Below are 18077 nucleotides of genomic sequence, written 5' to 3'. Positions count from 1 at the left end.
AGGGTTTGAAACTATGAGCAGAAATATCATTGCCATCTTGCGCGGGATCACCCCGCCCGAAGCTGCGGAAATTTGCGCGGTTCTGGTGGCCGAAGGCATCACCCATATCGAAGTGCCGCTGAATTCGCCGGATCCGTTTGCGTCAATCGCCGCAATGGTTGCAGTTGCGCCTGCGGGTGTTGTGATCGGCGCGGGTACGGTGCTGACGGTGCAAGACGTCGCAAATGTTCAGGCCGCAGGTGGTACGTTGATCGTGTCACCCAACGCGGATGTCGAAGTGATCAAAGCAACCAAAACGGCGGGGATGCTGTCTTATCCCGGCGTTTTAACGCCAACCGAATGCTTCGCCGCCATTCATGCAGGCGCAGACGGGTTGAAAATATTTCCGTCCTCTGTGATCGGCACAAGCGGGCTTGCCGCATATAAGGCCGTGCTGCCCAAAGATATGCCTGTTTATGCGGTTGGCGGGGCGGGGCCGGATAACTTTGCCGACTGGATTGCGGCAGGGGCTGCAGGTTTTGGCATTGGCACAGGCATCTATAAGTCCGGCTTTAGCGCCCAAGATGTCCGCGACCGCGCCCGCGCGATTGTTACGGCCTATGATCAGGCCACGGCCTAAGTTTTTATTGCAAAGTGAGACCCCATGAAACGCACGCTTGGCACCTGCTATTACCCTGAACAATGGCCTTCGGATATTTGGGCCGAGGACGCGCGCCGGATGGTTGCCGCCGGTCTGACATGGGTGCGCATTGGCGAGTTTTCTTGGGCAAAGCTTGAACCCGAGCCTGAGAAATATGATTGGGCATGGCTGGACCGCGCCATTCAAACGCTGGGCGACGCGGGGCTAAAGGTCGTGCTGGGCACACCCACCGCCACGCCACCACGCTGGATGCTGACCCGCCATCCCGATATGCTGGCGGTGGATCGCGACGGACGGCCGCGCAAATTCGGATCGCGGCGGCATTATTGTTTTAGCCATGAACCCTACAAGGTCGAATGCGCCAAGATTGTGGGTCTGATGGCTGAACGCTATGGCCCGAACCCGCATGTGGCCGCGTGGCAGACCGACAATGAATATGGCTGCCACGATACCACGATTTCTTATAGCGATGCGGCGCGCGTGGCGTTCCAAGGATGGCTTGCAAAACGCTATGGCAGCATTGACCAGCTGAACGCCGATTGGGGCAATACGTTCTGGTCGATGGATTATCCCAGCTTTGACGATGTTGACCTGCCCAATCTGACCGTGACCGAACCGAACCCCGCGCATAGCCTTGCGTTTCGGCGGTTCAGTTCGGATCAGGTGGTGGCGTTCAACCGGTTGCAGGTCGATCTGATCCGCGCGCAGACCGACGCGCCGATCGCGCATAACTACATGGGCCGGATCACGGATTTTGACCATTTTGCGGTTGGTGATGATCTGGAAATCGCGTGCTGGGACAGTTATCCGCTCGGGTTTCTTGAGGACCGTGTTGGCGCGGATGCGGCGCGTCAGCGTGCCTTTGCCCGTCAGGGCGATCCCGATTTTCAGGCCTTGCATCACGATCTTTACCGCGCGGTCGGCAAAGGGCGCTGGTGGGTGATGGAGCAACAACCCGGCCCAGTGAATTGGGCGCCTTACAACCCCGCGCCGCTGCCCGGTATGGTCCGGCTTTGGTCATGGGAGGCCTTTGCCCACGGGGCCGAGGCTGTCTGCTATTTCCGCTGGCGTCAGGCCCCCGTGGCCCAAGAGCAGATGCACGCGGGGCTTTTGCGCCCTGATAGCGTTGATGCAGGTGTAATGGGCGAACTGGCCCAAATCACGGCTGAACTGGCCGATGCGCCCGATGTCGTGCCGGTGCAGGCGCCTGTCGCGATTGTCTTTGATTATGACGCTGATTTTGCGTGGGCCGTGCAGCCGCATGGCGCAGGGCTTAGCTATTTCGGGCTGGTTCTGGATATGTACCGCGGACTGCGCGCGCTTGGGCTTTCGGTGGATATTCTGCCCGCCACGGCGCGCGATTTTGCGGGCTACGGGCTGGTGCTGGTGCCGGGGATGATGATGCTGGCGGATGATTTGAAATCTGCGCTTAACGATAGCGGTGCGCAGGTGATTTACGGCCCGCGCACGGGTGCGCGCAATGCGGAAATGGGTATTCCCAATCCGCTGCCGCCTGCGATCCCAAATCTTGACGTCACTGTTACCGAAGTCGAAAGCCTACGCCCCGATATGCCGATCCCACTGGCATCAGGCGGCAATATTGTGAACTACCGCGATGTATTGGCAGGGGCTGCGCAGAGCGTTCTGCAGACCGCAAATGGCGAATCGGTTGCGATGCGCGACGGGTTGCACACCTATCTGGGCGGGTGGCTTGACCCCGTGGCGATGGCGGATTTTCTGCGCGCCGCCTGTGTGCAGGCAGGGATCACGACGATTGATCTGCCCGACGGAGTTCGCATCCGCGACACGGGCAATGAACGGTTCTGGTTCAACTACAATTCGGATGCGGTCACCTGCCACGGGCGCACAATTGCGGCGGCAGGTGTTTTGCGTGAAACGCGGGCTTAGTTACTGACGCAGTAGGATTTTTGCCCGAATCCTGCGGGGCTGCAGATCCAGCTGCCGTCGCCCATTTGTGCGGCGGCCAGTTGCTGGCGTTCGCGCGCGATTGCCAAGGCATGTTCACGTTCGACGTTGCTACCATTAGCGAGCCAGTTAAACCCGTTTGCTGCAACTGCATGTGATGTGGTGGTGGTGGTGGAGTGATCTGCCAAAGACGCTGTGGGCAAAAGGCCTGCAATACTAACGGCTACGAGAAGTGGCGCGGACTTGCGCGAAACTGCTGTCATGTAAATGTGCCCTTATACGTACTGCTCTATTCCAAGCGGGTTCGTATTGGGCATTTGCAGCGAAATTAGGCAGGGATTGCAGCAGGAAATGGGCGAAACAATGGCCGCCCATCACAATCATGTCGGGAACAAACGATTATTCTATTCGATAACCCGCTCGGACAGCCGCCAATCAGGGTAGCCATAGCCGTTTGGCCAAGGGTGTACCTCTTCTTGGTTAAAGTAAACCACGGCTGATAACAATGGCTTATCCGGTTGCGGCTGCCGAACGATGTTTTCCCATGCGTCAACGTAACCGGCGCTACCGGAATACCCCAGTTCGGCGACCATTACAGGCAGGCCATAAATGGATGCGCGTTCATAAATTTCATCGAGAATATCCTGATAATTGCGCGGACCGCCAAGAATCCCCACCTCCCAAGGTTCATAGCCAAAAATCGAGACGCCGATAATGTCGACATAATCGTCGCCCGGATAGTAGCGTTCCATCCCGTCATCGCCGGCAGGTGACCAGACGATGTTGATATTGGGGGCTTCGCTGCGGCAGATATCAATCATCCGGCGGAACGCCCTGATATAATCGGCCGGTTCCCATCCGGCCCAGATGAACTGGCCATCGTTACGCTCCATTTCATGGCCCCACCGGACGGTGACGGGGCTTTGCATGCCGCCGATAATGCGGCAGACGGTGCGCATATTGCCGTCGTAATAGCCATCAAGCACACCATTGCGCAAAAACGCGGGCGTGTTGCGTTCGTCCACGGTCCATGTCCATGGTTCAATTGTGATCATCAGCGCGCGGTTGCGTTCCAGCGCGTAAAGATCGGCGTCGGTCAAAGAACTGAGCGCGACATCTTCCCATGGCAGGAAGATATGTTCGATGACATTGACCGTTTCATCGCGGTAGTCGCCACCGGGATCAAATGCGCCATATGGCATATTGCCTGGCGGCAGGGCATGCGCAAGCGTGGGCAATGTGCAGGCCGCTGCAACCAATGTTGTCTTGATGGATGTGATCATCTGTGCGTGTCGCATGATGCGTATTCCTTCAATTGCGAGGGTCAGGTGACCCGTTGGTTTCAGGGCGGGTGAAACTAAGATTAAAAGCATATTCAAACGGTTTGCGGCTGTCGCTGCCCGCACCTGCGATGCGGGTCTTGACCTCAACGATCTCAAGCGGTTCAAGCCCGATCGCGAGCGCATAGACCCCTTCGGCCGAGCGCATTGTCAGCGCGGCGCCAAAGAGCACCGTCACCATTGCCATCGTGCTGACATGTGCTACCAGAATACGCGGCGCTGCGATTTGCCAGCCTTCTTCGGCATAGTGGCGAACGATAATTGTCAAAAGTGTCAAACCATATAACAGCCCCGACAGCAGGCTCAGGACATAGAACCCTTGGGCCTGTGCCAGTTGGCCAAAGATCATCACCGGCAGGATACACCCCAGCGCCAGCACCGCATAAACGCCCAATATCTTGAACGGCAACTGCTGCTTTTGTCCGGCGCCTTTGGGGGTGATCCGGAAATCGACGAATTCGCCGGTGATCGTGTCACGCAGCGCAGCCAAGCACCCCCAAAGCACCCAAGGCCATTGCAGCATGACAAACACCATCCGCGCCCAGCTTATAATTGGCGCGTTGACAGGGCGCAGCGCCTTTGCAGCGCGCAACCGCGCAGAGATCACCAGCAGTACGACAATCTGCGGCAGCGCATGGGCGATGAACTGCGGATAGGTGACCTCGGCATAGCGCATGTCAAACACAACCGCGAAAACGGGCAGCAGATACATAGCCAGAAATGTCACCGCAAAAATCGGGTAAAGAAGTTGGCAAAACAGGAACTGCACCTTTAGCCGCAGCGGCAGCGCGCGCAGATAGCGTGGCGTATATTGCAGTAACAATGTCACAAGGCTGCGCGACCACTGGAATTCCTGAATTGCGAGATCGGCAATCGAGGCCGGACCATCACCGATAGCAATCGCGTCGATTGCGTGCACACCGCGCCAGCCGCCTGCGTTAAGGATCATCGTTGTTGAATGGTCTTCGGCCAGTTCCGGCCCTAGCCCGCCAACGGCCTTAAGCGCTTTGGTGCGCACCGCATAATGTGACCCGATGCACATCGGCGCAAACCCGTTGCAATAGCCCGCCTGCAAAATCCCGTGAAACGCGCTTTCGGTGTGCAGCCGCGTGCGGACGGCCCAATGCCGGTTCTGGTTGGCAGCGCAAATCGACGGCGCGCTGACATAGCCCACTGCGGGATCAATAAAGGGGCGGACCATTTCGCGCAGATAGCCGGGTTGCGGCACATGGTCGGCATCGAGCTGGCTGACGATATCGTAATTGGTATAGCCCCATTGGTCATAGAAATAGGTAAGGTTGCCTTCTTTGCAGCGGGTACGACGTGGCCAATGCGATTGATGATAGGCGGCAACGCCATAGCGGCTTGAAATTTTGACCCCATGTTGCGCGCACCAGTCGCGGGTTTCTTTTGTCGGGTTTTCATCGGCCAGCCATGTGTCATGCGGGTAATCTTGTGCCAGCATTGCGCGCAGCGTTTCTTGCAGGACCGAAAACGGCTCGGAAGGGGTTTTGGTGACGATCATCGCGACGCGCCACGCGCCAGGGGTCGGGTCGGGCGCGACAGAGCGCACAGCACGCAGCGCGAAAAAGACGAAATATAATTGCAAAAAGCTGACCCAGCCCAGCAATGCGGTGACGACCCAATACCGCAGACCTGGCAACATATGCGCAGGCTGCAACCACCAAACCCAGAAAAACAGCACAGCCCCCAGCCAGACGGCGACCAGCGCGCAATAAACCACCATGCCGGCGCGGCTATGCAGCGAACCCAAGAACAGCGGTTTTGCCCTATGCTTTCTCATGTTGTTTCACCCCAAACCATGGCGCCGCATGCGCCAGCAACGTGGGTAAATCGGACAGGCGGGTCTTGAACCCCAACAAACGCGCGGCCGCGGCCGGATCTGCGGTCAGGATTGGCGGATCACCGGCGCGGCGCGGGCCATAACACACGGGCAACGGCGCGCCGGTAAAGGCTTCGATCCCAGCGATGACATCGCGGATCGACAGGCCAAAGCCGCTGCCCAAATTCAGATGCAGCGTTTCGCCACCCGCAAGAAGATGCGCCAAGGCGGCCACATGCGCGCGCGCAAGATCATCGACGTGAATGTAGTCGCGTACACATGTGCCGTCGGGCGTCGGGTAATCGGTGCCAAAGACGGTCAGCGCGGGGCCATTGCCCGCAGCCGCCAAAAGCGCAAGCGGAATCAGATGGGTTTCAGGCGCATGGCGTTCGCCGAGCACCCCATCCGGATCCGCGCCCGCCGCGTTGAAATAGCGCAGCGCCGCATAGGTGATCCCGTGCGCCACAGCCATATCTGCAAGCATCTGCTCGCCGATCAGTTTGGTGCGCCCATAGGGGTTGATCGGCCGCTGCGGGTAATTTTCGGTGATCGGAAAATCGCGTGGCACCCCGTAGGTCGCGCAGCTCGAGGAGAAAACAATGCGCTTGATGCCAGCGCCTTGCGCCGCCTGCAACAACGCCGTCATGCCGCCGATATTATTGCGATAATAGGCAAGCGGGTCCTGCACGCTTTCGCCGACATAGGCCGATGCCGCAAAATGAATGATTGCGGCGATATCATAGGACCGGATCGTCGCATTTACCGCATCGCTGTCGCGAATATCGGCCCGCACCAAAGGGCCATAGCGCACTGCATCCGCGTGGCCAGTCGATAAATTGTCAATTGTAACAGGCAGATAGCCCTGCGCTGCCAATGCTTTGCACGCATGGGACCCGATGAATCCGGCCCCACCCGTTACCAAAACCGCTGTACCCAGTTTTTGCATTATGACACCAGAGCGTCATCCAGTCTGGCGCCGTCAAGTTCGGATCTGTACCAGTCGATCATCTGTGCAAGACCATCTTCAAAGGCGACAGCAGGCTGCCAGCCCAACAGCGTTTTCGCGCGGCAGATGTCCGGACGGCGTTGTTTGGGATCATCGGTCGGCAAGCGCAAATGCACAATTTTCGATTCCGAATTGGTCTTGCGGCGGATGATATTTGCCAGCTCCAGCATGGTAATTTCGGTCGGATTCCCAAGGTTTACCGGTTCTGTTTCTTCGGAATTCATCAGCTTGACCAGCCCTGCGACCAAATCGGACACAAAGCAAAACGACCGCGTTTGGGATCCGTCACCATAGACAGTGAGCGGCTCGTCCTTAAGCGCTTGGCGGATAAAGTTGGACACGACGCGCCCGTCATCGGGATGCATGCGCGGCCCGTATGTGTTGAAAATCCGCGCAACACGGGTCTGCACGCCGAAACTGTGGTGATAATCCCAAAAAAGCGCTTCGGCGGCGCGCTTGCCTTCGTCATAGCAGGCGCGCGGGCCGCAGGTGTTTACGTTGCCGCGGTAGGTTTCAACCTGAACCTTGATTTCAGGGTCGCCGTAAACCTCGGATGTGGAGGATTGCAAAATGCGCGCACCTTTGTCGCGGGCCAAATCCAGCAGGTGTTTGGCCCCCATCACGTTGGTTAGCATCGTATGCACCGGATTTTTTTGATAACCCGGAGGCGAAGCCGCGCAGGCCATGTTAAATATCTGGTCAACGGGCTGCAGGATCTGCAGCGGCGTTGTGATGTCATGGTTGATCAGGGAAAAATTCGGACGCCCCAGAAACGGTCTGATATTCGCCATCGCGCCGGTCTGGAAATTGTCGACACAGATCACAGAATGGCCCTGTTGCAGATGGAATTCACACAAATGCGATCCCAAAAAGCCGGCGCCGCCTGCGATTAATACTGTGCGATGATTAGAATTTATACGGGGCAAAAAGCCATCGAAAGCATGGTCTTTCATGGTACACCTCTCCAAAAAGGTGTCGGCCAAAAAACAGACTGGCCAACCTAGTTAATACCGGAAAGCGCGCTTGACATACTTGGTAGGCGCTTTGCCGACTCACTCAAACAATGAAGTAATATGGCGCTCGAATCGCATCTTTGTCAAGATTAGGACAAATTTACGCCATATTTGCAATAAATTCGCGGTGCCGATCCTAGGAGGATTTGCGCGTCTAAACTGTTGTTTTTAAAGCTTTTCGATCAGCAGGGCGACAAGGTCAGGGCGCATCACGGAATCAGCGCATGCTGCAAGCGGTGCAATCTCGCGACAGGCGGCATTCATGGCGCGCAGCGTGCGGTTTCCGGCAAACCCGTCTAGCTGACCAACAGCATGGCCCTGCGCGGCAAGCCGCGTTTGCAGCACATAGATCGCAACGTTTTCATTGGCTGTTAGCAGGTCGGCGCCAAAGCCTTGGGTGATAAGCTGCGGCTGCGCATCAAGTCTTGCGACGATGTCGGCCATCTGCGTCGCACTGCGCGCAGTCTGCGCCGCAATTGCAATTTGTAACTGCCAGATCTGCGCCTGACTTAGCAGGTCGCGATATTGTTCCAGATACGCGCTGGCCCGATCCGGCTCGCGCCGGATGTTATAGCGATTGCCCGACCGCACAAGCCGGATCAGAAACATGGCTGCTTCGCTATTGCCCGCATCTGCGGCCTGTTCAAGCACGGCAATCGTTTGCGGCCCAGAGGCGCGCACGGATATCCCCCACATAAAGCGGGTCGCTTCGAGCACGGCAATGCGTTCTTCGCCAGCGGCATGGGCCTGTGCGGCATAACCTGCGAATTTGGCGCGCGATACGCTGCCGCCGCCCAAGTATCCATACATCGCGCCCTCGGCCAATGTGACCCAGGCCTTGGTCGCGCCCAGATTGCCAGCGCGTTGCAGCATGGCCTCGGCACGGGCAGGTGCGCGTTCGCTCCACATCAGCATCATTGCATATTGATAGATCCCGTCGGGATCACCGGCTTCGGCCGCGGCTTCGAAATATTCAAGCGCGCGCGGCCAGTCTTGGGGAAGAATAGTGCCGTAAAGATAAAGCGCCCCCAATTCGATCATCGCGGCGGTGTTTCCGGCTTCGGCTTGGGATTCAAGCAACTGCAAGCCTTCGCGTGTTGCGGGTGTTACGGTGTTTGACGCGTAAACAAGCGCGCGCCCCTGCGCGAGTGCCACATCGGGGGCATCGGCGGTTTGCGCATGGGCCGCAGCGCCACAAAAAGCGAGGACCGCCAATGTGCTTTTCGCGGTCGTAAGTGGCAGAAAACAAGGGTGAAGTCGCGTACGAAAGTTAAACATTTCGCATCCTTTCACGGAACTCAGAACGATGAACACTAGTACCCAGTCCGCAAAATATACCCGATTTTTCGAAAATTTGCAAACGGGCGTACAACCATGCGCCGTGCAAGCGCCGGATAATTTGCATGGAAAGGGCCGCAAAATTCCGCGTATTCATGCGGTTGCAGATGCCTGTGAATGCTTACCGGGTGCTTGGTACATCAGGCCACAAGCCTGCTTTTGCACCTTCGGTCATAGCGAGCACAAAGTGATACATCAGCCGCGTCAGGGCCTGATCCCAGATCACATCGGCGTGCGTATCCAGCTGGTTCACATAGCAGGGGCGATCAGCAAAATAGCGTTCGAAAACAAGGCAAAGCAGCGCCCGCGCCTTATCTGCGGCTTTGGGATCACCGGCCAGATGATGTAGCGCAAGCAGTTTGATTGCTTCGGTTTGCGGCCAGAGCAGAAAGCTGTGTTCGACAATAGTGCCGGACGTGGAGACCGCATCAAATGCCGCCCCAGTAAGTGGCGGCCTTGTGGCAAACCCGTGCGCCTGCGCGAAATCCGACAGCCGTGCCGCGATTTTGCGCAGTTCGGGCTTGTTTGCAAGCGCGGCTTCTTCCAGCAATAGCCACGCCCATTCGCATTGGTGGCCAATCTCGCGGCGCTGGCCTGCGTCCCCGGGCAAGGGTTGCAATGATGGCGTCACAAATTCCGCGATGCTGCCGCTTTGCGGGTCCATAAACTGCTTGAGGCCGGTCATCCGAAGATCGGCGGCGCGTGTTAGCCAGATTGTTACGCCGGTCATGCGGTAGGCTTGCAGGCAGGCCTCGTAGAGATGCATATGCGGGTTCTGCGCGGGGTTGCTGATGTCGGCGGAATCATCATTGCGCAAAAGTCCCGTTTGCGGGTTACGCAAATGGGTTTGCAGCGCGTTCCAGCATTCTGAGATCAGTACCGCGACTTCGTTGGACGGGGCCAGCTTGTGCCATGTGACCAGCCCCAAAATGACAAAGGTCTGGTCGTAGCTTCGCGCGATTTCATCGGCCGACTTGCCCGTCGGGCTGCCATCGCGGTTTGCGTTGCAGCGGTACAGCCCGGGTGCCTTGCAATAGTGGCGCAAGAATGCGGCTTGTTGGCGCGCGGCGTCAATATGCGCCGTGTCGCCGGATAGCAATGCGACATGCGACAAGGTGAATAGCGTGCGGGCCTGCGCCAACACTGATTTTCCCGCCGTCACATCCGCCGTGCCATCCGCGTTCAGCGCATCAAAGACACCGTTCTGCCCATCCTGCACGCGCGCCAGCCACGCGCCAAAATAGTCGTTCCAGAACCAGTTGGACCAGTCGGATGCATCGCGCGGCTGCGCGCCGTTATCATAGGACACGCCGCACCTATTTGACTGAATCGGGCATCAACAGCTCTGGCAGCCAGAGTGCGATGCCGGGGAAGATGATAATCAGCAGCAGGATCGCCAGCATCGGCAGCAAGATGATACAGACTTCGCGCATAACCTGCGCAACGTTCATGCCACCGATCGATGCGGATATCAGCAGACAAAGCCCGTAGGGCGGTGTCACCAGACCGAATGCAAGCGACACAATCCCGATGATCGCAAAGACAATGGGATGGATGTCGGCCGCTTGTGCGACTGGCAACAATACGGTGCCCAAAATGATGATGGTCGGGATCGCATCAATGAACAGGCCAAAGAACAAGAACAGCCCGGCGATAACCATGGCGGTGCCGAACGGCCCGAACTCAAGGCTGGTCATCGCGTCAACAACAAGCTGCGGCACATGATAGAACGCCAGCAGCCAGCCGAATGCAGAGGCCGAACCAATCGCGAACAATGAAATCGACGCAAAACGTCCGGTGTCATAGAAAATATGGCCGAGGTCTTTGATCGTTACCGTGCGGTAGACGAACATCCCGAGGATCAAGGAATACCCTGCCGCGATAATCGCGCTTTCTGTCGGGGTCACGATACCGGCAACGATACTGCCGATCACAAAAATCGGAGTCAGCATGGCAAGAAACGCGCCTTTGAATGCAGTCCAGATCTCGCTGAGCGTCGGTTTGCCGATGATCGGGTAGTCATAGACCTTGGCGTAGCCGTAAACCGTTGCCATCAGCGCAAGGCCGATCATGATCCCCGGGATTGCACCTGCAAGAAACAACGCACCAACAGAGGTTTTCATAACCCCGCCCCAGACGATCATCAAAATGGATGGCGGGATAATGACGCCCATAACCGATGAACAGGCGGTGATCGCAATTGCGAACTTGCGGTCATAACCTTCCTTGAGCATCGCAGGGATCAGGATTTTGCCGCAGCCGGCGGCATCCGCCGTCGAGGACCCTGAAATACCCGCAAACAGCATCGAAACGGCAACGTTCACATGGCCCAAACCGCCCGGCATCCAGCCGGTCAGGACGCGCGCCAGATCAATCAGGCGGTCTGTCACCTTGCCCGAGTTCATCAGGTTCGCCGCCAACAAGAAAAAGGGCACGGCCAACAGGATAAACGAATTGTAGGACTGGAACATGCGGTCCAGCACGATGAAGGGGGTCAGCCGCAGTTCAAGCACCACGATTGGAACGGTCGAAATCGCAAGCGCAAACGCGACAGGTACGCGCAAGATAACCAAAAGAATAAAGCAACCGACAAGGATCGCGCAGGCAAGACCAGTTGAAATAATCATATTAGTTTACCGCCCGGTTTTTGTAGGTTGAGATGGCCTCATAGAGGCGGTAGCCCGCGAACAGGATCCAGACCACACCTGCGATCGGCACGGAAATATAGGTGATCATCATATTCGCGCGCATCATGACAGAGTTCTGGATGTAGCCGAATTTTGCGTATTCAATGCCGTACCATGCAAAAACACCCGCAAACCCGAGGATCATGACCAGAACAAATCCGTCCTGGAGCAGTACCATAAGGGGGTGTTTCGCATCCGGAATAACGCGCACGTCAAAATGCGTCTTTTCCCAAACGGCGATCATGGCGCCGATCATAACGGCCCAGACAAACAGGAACGTTGCAAGCTCTTCGGTCCAAAGATAGACAGGTATGATGCCTGTGTAGCGGGCGATGACCTGCATGCCGACGGGCACCGCAAGAAGCGCAATCAGAGCCCCGAGTAATACCTTCAGGCAATTGCACAATTGTTCAAGAAAGCGTCCAAACATGATAGTCTCCAGTCCCCGAAGGTTCGTCCCCGAAATGAACTATCGGCGCCCCCGAGGGCGCCGATAATCTGCTTTTCAAAGCGCCTTATTGTGCGCGGATCGCCGCGAGAAGGTCAGTCGCGCCCAGTTCGGCCGCATAGGCGTCCTGTACGGGGATAACCATTTCAAGCAGCGCGTCGCGGCCTTCGAATTCGCTGACGAAAACCTGACCGGCATCGATCATTTCTTGCAGCTTTTCACCATCCTGGCGGCTTTCCAGTTCACGGCCAAAGGCACCTGCGTCTGCACCGGCAGCCAGAATGACAGCCTGAAGGTCGGCATCCAGAGCGCTAAATGTGCTTTCTGCCATCACCAACGGGCGCACAGTGATCGCGTGGCGTGTCAGGGTGATATGCGGTGCAACTTCGTAGAACTTGAGGTTCTGGATCGAAGCCGCTTCGTTTTCAAAACCTGCAATCACGCCGGTCTGGATCGCGTTGTAGACTTCGTTATAGGCAATCGCCGAAGGTGCGGCCTGAATCGCTGCGAAAATCTGCGCTTGGATCGGTGCGCCCATAACCCGCATCTGGTGGCCGTTCAGCTCTTCCATGTTGGTGATCGGATCGGCAGAAGCAAGGTTACGTACGCCGCCACCAGCATAGCCGATCACGCGGATGTTTGCTTTTTCAAGAAGCTCGGCTTCAAGCGGGGCCATAACGCCGCTGGACAGCGCTGTGTTCCAGTGCTCGAGGTCACGGAACAAGAACGGCATGTCCATCAGCGGGATCGAAGGTGCAAAGGTCGCCATGTTGGATGGGGCCATGATTGCAAAGTCGATCGCAACACCTTGCTGCAGGAATGTGACAAAGTCGCTTTCGTCGCCAAGTTCACCGTTCAAACTGATATCGAAAGAAACTTCGCCAGCATAGTTTTCGGAAACAAGACGAGAGAATTCACGCAGTGTTTTTGTATAGGCGTGCTCTTCATCGAACATGCTGGCGCCGCGCAATGTTGTTTCAGCCGCAACTGAAGTCGCCAGAATCGTTGTCGCGGCAACGGCGCTCGCAGCAAAGGTGGTCATTGATTTGAATTGAAACATAGTGTCCTCCCAGACGGTTTGGAATCGGTCTTAATTTGTAGACTAGTATCCCTGTTGGTGGCGGCATTGAGCCACATTGGTTAAGACATGTAAACGCCTTTGATTCGTCGCAGGGGCCTATCAGGAAAGAAATTTGGTTAAGCATTTGAAATGGACAGCATTAATTGATCTACCCTCGCGACGGCTGGCGTTTTGCTCGCGTCGCGCATGCAGACAAGTGCTTCCGGCAAGAATTCATTTGAAATATTGCGGCTAAGCGGCGCGCGACAAAGCGCTGCGCAAGCCTAAGCGCGCAGGCAATTGATACCTGTGCCCGCATCCAAGCGGGCCAGACCTTGCATGCCGTCGGCCGGCGCAGTTTTCCCGCGCAGTGGCGGTCTAGGAAACAGGATTGCGATAGATCATGCGCCGTACAGAACCGGTTTTGGAACGCATCAGGATCGTTTCGGCGGTCACATAGCCGACCTCGCGTTTGATACCGTGCACAAGTGATCCATCTGTCACACCGGTGGCTGCAAAAATCACGTCCTCGGTCACAAGATCGTCGCGGGTGTAGACGCGGTTCAGATCGGTGATTCCGGCCTTTGCGGCGCGGCCGCGTTCGTCATCGTTGCGAAACAGAAGACGCCCCAAAATCTGCCCGCCCATACATTTGAGAGCGGCAGCAGCCAGCACACCTTCGGGCGCGCCACCAGAGCCCATATACATGTCGATACCTGTAATGTCGGGTTCGGCACAATGCATGACACCCGCAACATCGCCATCGGTAATCAGGCGGATCGCAGCACCGGTGCTGCGCAGTTCGGCGATCATGTCCTCGTGGCGCGGGCGTTCAAGCACGCAAACTGTGATGTCGCGCGCCGTGCAGCCCTTGGCGGCAGCAAGCGCGGCGACACGCTCGCTTGGCGACATGTCGAGCGTGACAACATTCGGCGCAAAACCGGGACCAATGGCAAGCTTGTCCATGTAGACATCAGGCGCATGCAACATGGATCCGCGCGGGCCCATTGCAATCACGGCCAGCGCGTTTGGCATGTCTTTTGCCGTCAATGTTGTCCCTTCCAGCGGATCAAGCGCAATATCAACACCTGGCCCGTCACCGGTGCCGACCTCTTCGCCGATATAAAGCATCGGGGCTTCGTCGCGTTCGCCTTCGCCGATCACAACGACACCGGCAATATCAAGCTTGTTGAGCTGCTTTCGCATCGCATCCACAGCAGCCTGATCAGCGGCCTTTTCATCGCCGCGCCCGATCAGCGGGGTGCAGGCAATCGCGGCCGCTTCGGAAACACGGGCAAGCCCAAGTGAAAGAGAGCGGTCATTGAAATCGGCGGCTTTGGTCACGATGGGACTCCTTTGATGGTTGGTCTCCCTAAACCGTGTCAGCTGCCGCGCCGCAAGACTGTTTGCGCTAACTTTGGCGGCGTCAGAATTTGAAACAAATTCTGGAACCAAAAATTCGCGAATTTTTGGACGCCTAAATCTGTTCGATTCGGATCGCGACCGGTGTGCCAGAAACAACGCCGGTTTTTTCGAATTCGCCAATCGCTTCGTCAAGCGCGCTGCGGGTGGTTTTATGGGTGACGATCAGCACAGGTGCTGCGGTATCTTGATGCCCATACTGGCGCATGCGGTCGATCGAAATACCTGCTTCGCTCAGCGCGTGGGCGACCTTGGCCAAGGCGCCCGGTTTATCGACCAGTTGCATCCGCAGATAATAGGGTGCGGATACAGCCGCGCGGGCGGCGCGCGCGTTGCGCAGGGTTTTGGCAGGCTGTCCGAATGTCGACATGCGCAGCCCGCGCGCGATATCCATCACATCGCCCATCACAGCGCTTGCGGTCGGGCCTTCGCCTGCGCCGGGGCCGCGCAATACGATCTGCCCGACGGCGTCACCTTCCAGCACAACCATATTGGTGCCGCCTTCAAGCTGCCCCAAAGGCGAGGTGTCGGGCACAAGGCAGGGTGACATGCGTTGTTCCAACCCGCGACCCGTCATTTGCGCCACGCCAAGCAATTTGATTTTATAGCCCATGTCGGCCGCCTGATGGATGTCTTCGATGGTGACCGCGCCGATGCCTTCAAGCTCGACCGCTTCGAAATCCACCTGTGTGCCAAAGGCTATTGCCGCCAATATCGCCAGCTTGTGCCCTGCGTCGATGCCACCAACATCAAGTTCGGGGTCGGCTTCCAGATAGCCAAGGTTATTGGCCTCTTCAAAGACCGCCTCATAGCTGAGCCCTGCGTTTTCCATGCGCGTCAGGATATAGTTGCAGCTGCCGTTCATCACGCCCATTACACGTGAAATACCGTTGCCCGCCAGCCCTTCGGTCAGTGCCTTGACCACCGGAATACCGCCTGCAACGGCCGCTTCGAAGCGGATCACGCGACCGGCCATTTCGGCCGATTCCGCAAGCGCCTGACCATGGATCGCAAGCAGCGCCTTATTGGCTGAAACCACGTCTTTGCCAGCGTTTATCGCGGCGATCGTTGCGTCTTTGGCCGGGCCTTCATGGCCGCCCATGACTTCGATAAACAGGTCGATATCGTCGCGCTTCGCCAGATCGACAGGGTCGTTTTCCCAAGCGTAGCCTGACAGGTCAACGCCGCGGTCTTTGTCTTTTGAACGTGCGGATACGGCGCTGATCACAATCGGACGGCCTGCGCGAGTTTCCAGTAGTGTCGCGTGTTTTTGTACGATCTTGACGATTCCGACGCCAACGGTGCCCAGACCCGCAATTCCAAGGCGCAAAGGTGTTGTCATATCAGGGTCCGTCCATGGTTGATTTGTCTTCCCGCCGTACTAGCGAAACCGCGCGGCTACTGCAACGCAGCGATGTCGATCTGGCGCAACCAAGCTGCGCGGGCGTGCAATGCGGCCACGCGGGCCGCCAGATCCGAATCTTGCGCGGCTGTGACGGGGGCAATGCCGGGCATTGGTGTCAGCACGGGATAGGGGGCCGCACGCGCCGCATCGCTGATGCTGCCATCAAGCGCCGGAATTTGTGCACAGCCGGCCAAAGCGACAAGAAGAAGGGGCATAAAACGCATAGTGTGATGTTTTGCATTCCGCGCGCGCCAGTGCAACTGGGCATTCATCAACAGATCGGTTAGATCACTTGCAACAAACAAGAGGATCACCATGTTTCAATCCGATGAAAACGGCGTCTATGCCACCGTGCAAGCCTCTGCGCTGCGCCGGATTTTTGCCTTTGGGGTCTTGCTCGGGCTGGGGGGGCTGGTGATCTATACGGCGCTCGTGCAGCCGCCTGCACCGGTGTGGCTGGTGTTTATGTTGGCGTTCGGGGGCGCGATGCTTTGGCTGGCAGAGACGATGCGCCGCTGCACGCTGTTGTCGATCGAATTGACCGAAACCGAATTGCGCGCCAGCAACGGTTTTGTTCTGGCGCGGATGGATGAAATCATCGCCGTCGACCGTGGCGCATTTGCGTTCAAACCGTCCAACGGTTTTACCTTGAAACTCAAAGAGAAAAAGCCCCGCTCATGGGCGCCGGGGCTTTGGTGGCGGTATGGTCGCCGCATTGGTGTCGGTGGGGTAACATCCGCAGGCCAAGCCAAATTCATGGCCGAACAAATCGCGCTACGGATAACCGCAGCACGGCTTTAGCAAAGCAGATCACCGTTGTTTTTTACAAAGCAGACGGATTCGGTATAGCGTGGACGGATGGTTGTAAAAGTGTCGAACGTGAAATCGTCCAGATCGGTTTGCAAAAACGGGCCGATGCCAATCGAAAATGGCGCAGAATATTCGGTGTGCGTTTCAACAAGCAGGGCGCGGTCGCCATCCGCCAAGATCGGCAAGCGGTCCGATTCAGCGCGCAGCGTCGCATTGGTATGGTTGGAATAATAGCTTCCTTTGTTGCGTGACCATTCGCGTGAATATTGGTCATTCGCTTCGTCGTAGCTGTAGACGGTGACGCGCAAGTCCGGCGCGCTGGCAGAATGCGAAAGCGCATCAAGCAGGTCGTATGCGCCGTTGATAAAGGTCCAGTCAACATCGGTTTCGCGGCTGAACATATCAGCGAGCGTCATGCTCATGCGGGTACTGATTGACTGCGCCTTGAAGGCATCAAAATACACAAGCGTCGACAAAAGCGCCCAAACGAGAATCGGGACGACAAGCAAGAGTTCGATCGCGATTACACCGCTTTCGTCTTGATGAAAATTCCGGACAAGCGACCTAAAGTTATTCTTCATCTTCATCTGCAAATGGCTCCACTACAAAGGCGGCAGATGCGACCAGCGCATATGAACCACCGGCGGCATCATTTCCTTCGGCCGCAGTGACGATCGAGCGTCCAATGCCCGAAGTCGGCAACATCGGGTCAAGCCGGATGCAGGCCCGCAAGAAAACCAGTTTGTTATTTCCGCCGTTGACAAATTCAACCGAGGCTTGGGTTGTTACGCTCCTGTCGATGCAGCGCACTTGTGACGGAATATCGACCCAGTTGCGCACGTCGCGCACAACCATTTCAAGTTCAATCTGTTCTTCGCAATCTGGCAAAATCTCGGCGTAGCCACAGATCGCGGTTTTGAGCAGGGGGCCGGTCGGTTCGGGCATCGCGCCGATACGGATCTCGCGGACGGCCATGTCAACGCCACGCTCGAGCATCACATTGCGCAGCGATATGACGCCCTGTTCATAGGTCATCAGAAAAAAGCCAAAGAACATCGGAAAGACAAGCACAAATTCGACGGTGACGACCCCAGAGTCGTCACCCGCGAATTGCCGGAATTTTGACATCAGGTGCCGCA

The 18077-nt window shown here is 57.0% G+C and carries 18 protein-coding genes; 3 read left to right on the top strand and 15 right to left on the bottom strand.

Annotation, left to right across the window (positions count from 1 at the left end; translation table 11 throughout):
* Positions 1-13: 13 nt before the first annotated feature.
* Together BM320_RS09655 and BM320_RS09650 are read left to right on the top strand one after the other, a co-directional pair.
* Positions 14-619, top strand: coding sequence for a 2-dehydro-3-deoxy-6-phosphogalactonate aldolase (locus BM320_RS09655; protein ID WP_090199401.1), 606 nt, complete (start codon positions 14-16; stop codon positions 617-619).
* A 24-nt stretch (positions 620-643) separates the two neighbouring features.
* Positions 644-2548 (top strand): beta-galactosidase, encoded by a 1905-nt coding sequence (locus BM320_RS09650; protein ID WP_090199399.1) that lies wholly within the window; start codon positions 644-646, stop codon positions 2546-2548.
* Here the strand turns inward: BM320_RS09650 and BM320_RS09645 are convergent.
* The 13 genes from BM320_RS09645 to BM320_RS09585 all read right to left on the bottom strand — a co-directional run bounded on the left by BM320_RS09645 (position 2545) and on the right by BM320_RS09585 (position 16343).
* Positions 2545-2829: a hypothetical protein gene (locus tag BM320_RS09645; RefSeq protein ID WP_090199397.1), complete on the bottom strand. Its 285-nt coding sequence runs from the start codon at positions 2827-2829 to the stop codon at positions 2545-2547. The two genes, BM320_RS09650 and BM320_RS09645, sit on opposite strands and share 4 nt — an antisense overlap.
* A 141-nt stretch (positions 2830-2970) precedes the next feature.
* A complete protein-coding gene (locus BM320_RS09640) occupies positions 2971-3864 on the bottom strand; it encodes a glycoside hydrolase family 26 protein (RefSeq protein ID WP_090199395.1) in 894 nt (297 codons plus the stop codon).
* A gap of 13 nt (positions 3865-3877) precedes the next feature.
* Positions 3878-5710, bottom strand: a complete 1833-nt coding sequence (locus BM320_RS09635; RefSeq protein WP_090199393.1) for a glycosyltransferase — start codon at positions 5708-5710, stop codon at positions 3878-3880.
* A complete protein-coding gene (gene galE / locus BM320_RS09630; RefSeq protein WP_090200535.1) occupies positions 5697-6686 on the bottom strand; it encodes a UDP-glucose 4-epimerase GalE in 990 nt (329 codons plus the stop codon). Before galE ends, BM320_RS09635 begins: the two co-directional genes overlap by 14 nt.
* A gap of 8 nt (positions 6687-6694) precedes the next feature.
* Positions 6695-7708 (bottom strand): UDP-glucuronic acid decarboxylase family protein, encoded by a 1014-nt coding sequence (locus BM320_RS09625; RefSeq protein ID WP_090199391.1) that lies wholly within the window; start codon positions 7706-7708, stop codon positions 6695-6697.
* Between the two features lie 228 nt (positions 7709-7936).
* Positions 7937-9046: a tetratricopeptide repeat protein gene (locus BM320_RS09620; RefSeq protein WP_131802370.1), complete on the bottom strand. Its 1110-nt coding sequence runs from the start codon at positions 9044-9046 to the stop codon at positions 7937-7939.
* A 181-nt stretch (positions 9047-9227) separates the two neighbouring features.
* A complete protein-coding gene (locus BM320_RS09615; RefSeq protein ID WP_165615023.1) occupies positions 9228-10415 on the bottom strand; it encodes an AGE family epimerase/isomerase in 1188 nt (395 codons plus the stop codon).
* 7 nt (positions 10416-10422) lie between these two features.
* A complete protein-coding gene (locus BM320_RS09610) occupies positions 10423-11733 on the bottom strand; it encodes a TRAP transporter large permease (protein ID WP_090199386.1) in 1311 nt (436 codons plus the stop codon).
* Between the two features lies 1 nt (position 11734).
* Positions 11735-12223: a TRAP transporter small permease gene (locus BM320_RS09605; RefSeq protein ID WP_090199384.1), complete on the bottom strand. Its 489-nt coding sequence runs from the start codon at positions 12221-12223 to the stop codon at positions 11735-11737.
* 85 nt (positions 12224-12308) lie between these two features.
* Entirely contained in the window at positions 12309-13301 is a 993-nt protein-coding gene (locus BM320_RS09600; RefSeq protein WP_207496865.1) for a TRAP transporter substrate-binding protein, read from the bottom strand.
* 378 nt (positions 13302-13679) lie between these two features.
* Complete coding sequence (glpX, locus tag BM320_RS09595) at positions 13680-14645, bottom strand: class II fructose-bisphosphatase (protein ID WP_090200531.1); 966 nt, start codon at positions 14643-14645, stop codon at positions 13680-13682.
* A gap of 133 nt (positions 14646-14778) precedes the next feature.
* On the bottom strand, positions 14779-16065 hold the full coding sequence (locus BM320_RS09590; protein WP_090199382.1) for a homoserine dehydrogenase: 1287 nt from the start codon (positions 16063-16065) through the stop codon (positions 14779-14781).
* Between the two features lie 56 nt (positions 16066-16121).
* Entirely contained in the window at positions 16122-16343 is a 222-nt protein-coding gene (locus tag BM320_RS09585; RefSeq protein WP_242650990.1) for a hypothetical protein, read from the bottom strand.
* 100 nt (positions 16344-16443) lie between these two features.
* On the opposite strand from BM320_RS09585, the gene BM320_RS09580 reads away from it, so the two are divergent.
* The gene (locus BM320_RS09580) at positions 16444-16929 is read left to right on the top strand and encodes a hypothetical protein (protein WP_090199380.1); all 486 of its coding nucleotides are present in this window, start codon (positions 16444-16446) and stop codon (positions 16927-16929) included.
* Here BM320_RS09580 and BM320_RS09575 read toward each other — a convergent pair.
* Together BM320_RS09575 and BM320_RS09570 are read right to left on the bottom strand one after the other, a co-directional pair.
* A complete protein-coding gene (locus BM320_RS09575) occupies positions 16926-17525 on the bottom strand; it encodes a TadE/TadG family type IV pilus assembly protein (protein WP_090199378.1) in 600 nt (199 codons plus the stop codon). The genes BM320_RS09580 and BM320_RS09575 overlap by 4 nt on opposite strands.
* Positions 17509-18066, bottom strand: coding sequence for a TadE/TadG family type IV pilus assembly protein (locus BM320_RS09570; RefSeq protein WP_242650989.1), 558 nt, complete (start codon positions 18064-18066; stop codon positions 17509-17511). The genes BM320_RS09575 and BM320_RS09570 overlap by 17 nt, the downstream gene beginning before the upstream one ends.
* Between the last annotated feature and the right edge of the window lie 11 nt (positions 18067-18077).

This window comes from Yoonia tamlensis (assembly GCF_900115105.1).
GTDB classification, from domain to species: domain Bacteria; phylum Pseudomonadota; class Alphaproteobacteria; order Rhodobacterales; family Rhodobacteraceae; genus Yoonia; species Yoonia tamlensis.
Note: the sequence above shows the minus strand (reverse complement) of the source record. Positions and strands in the feature narration are given on the sequence as shown.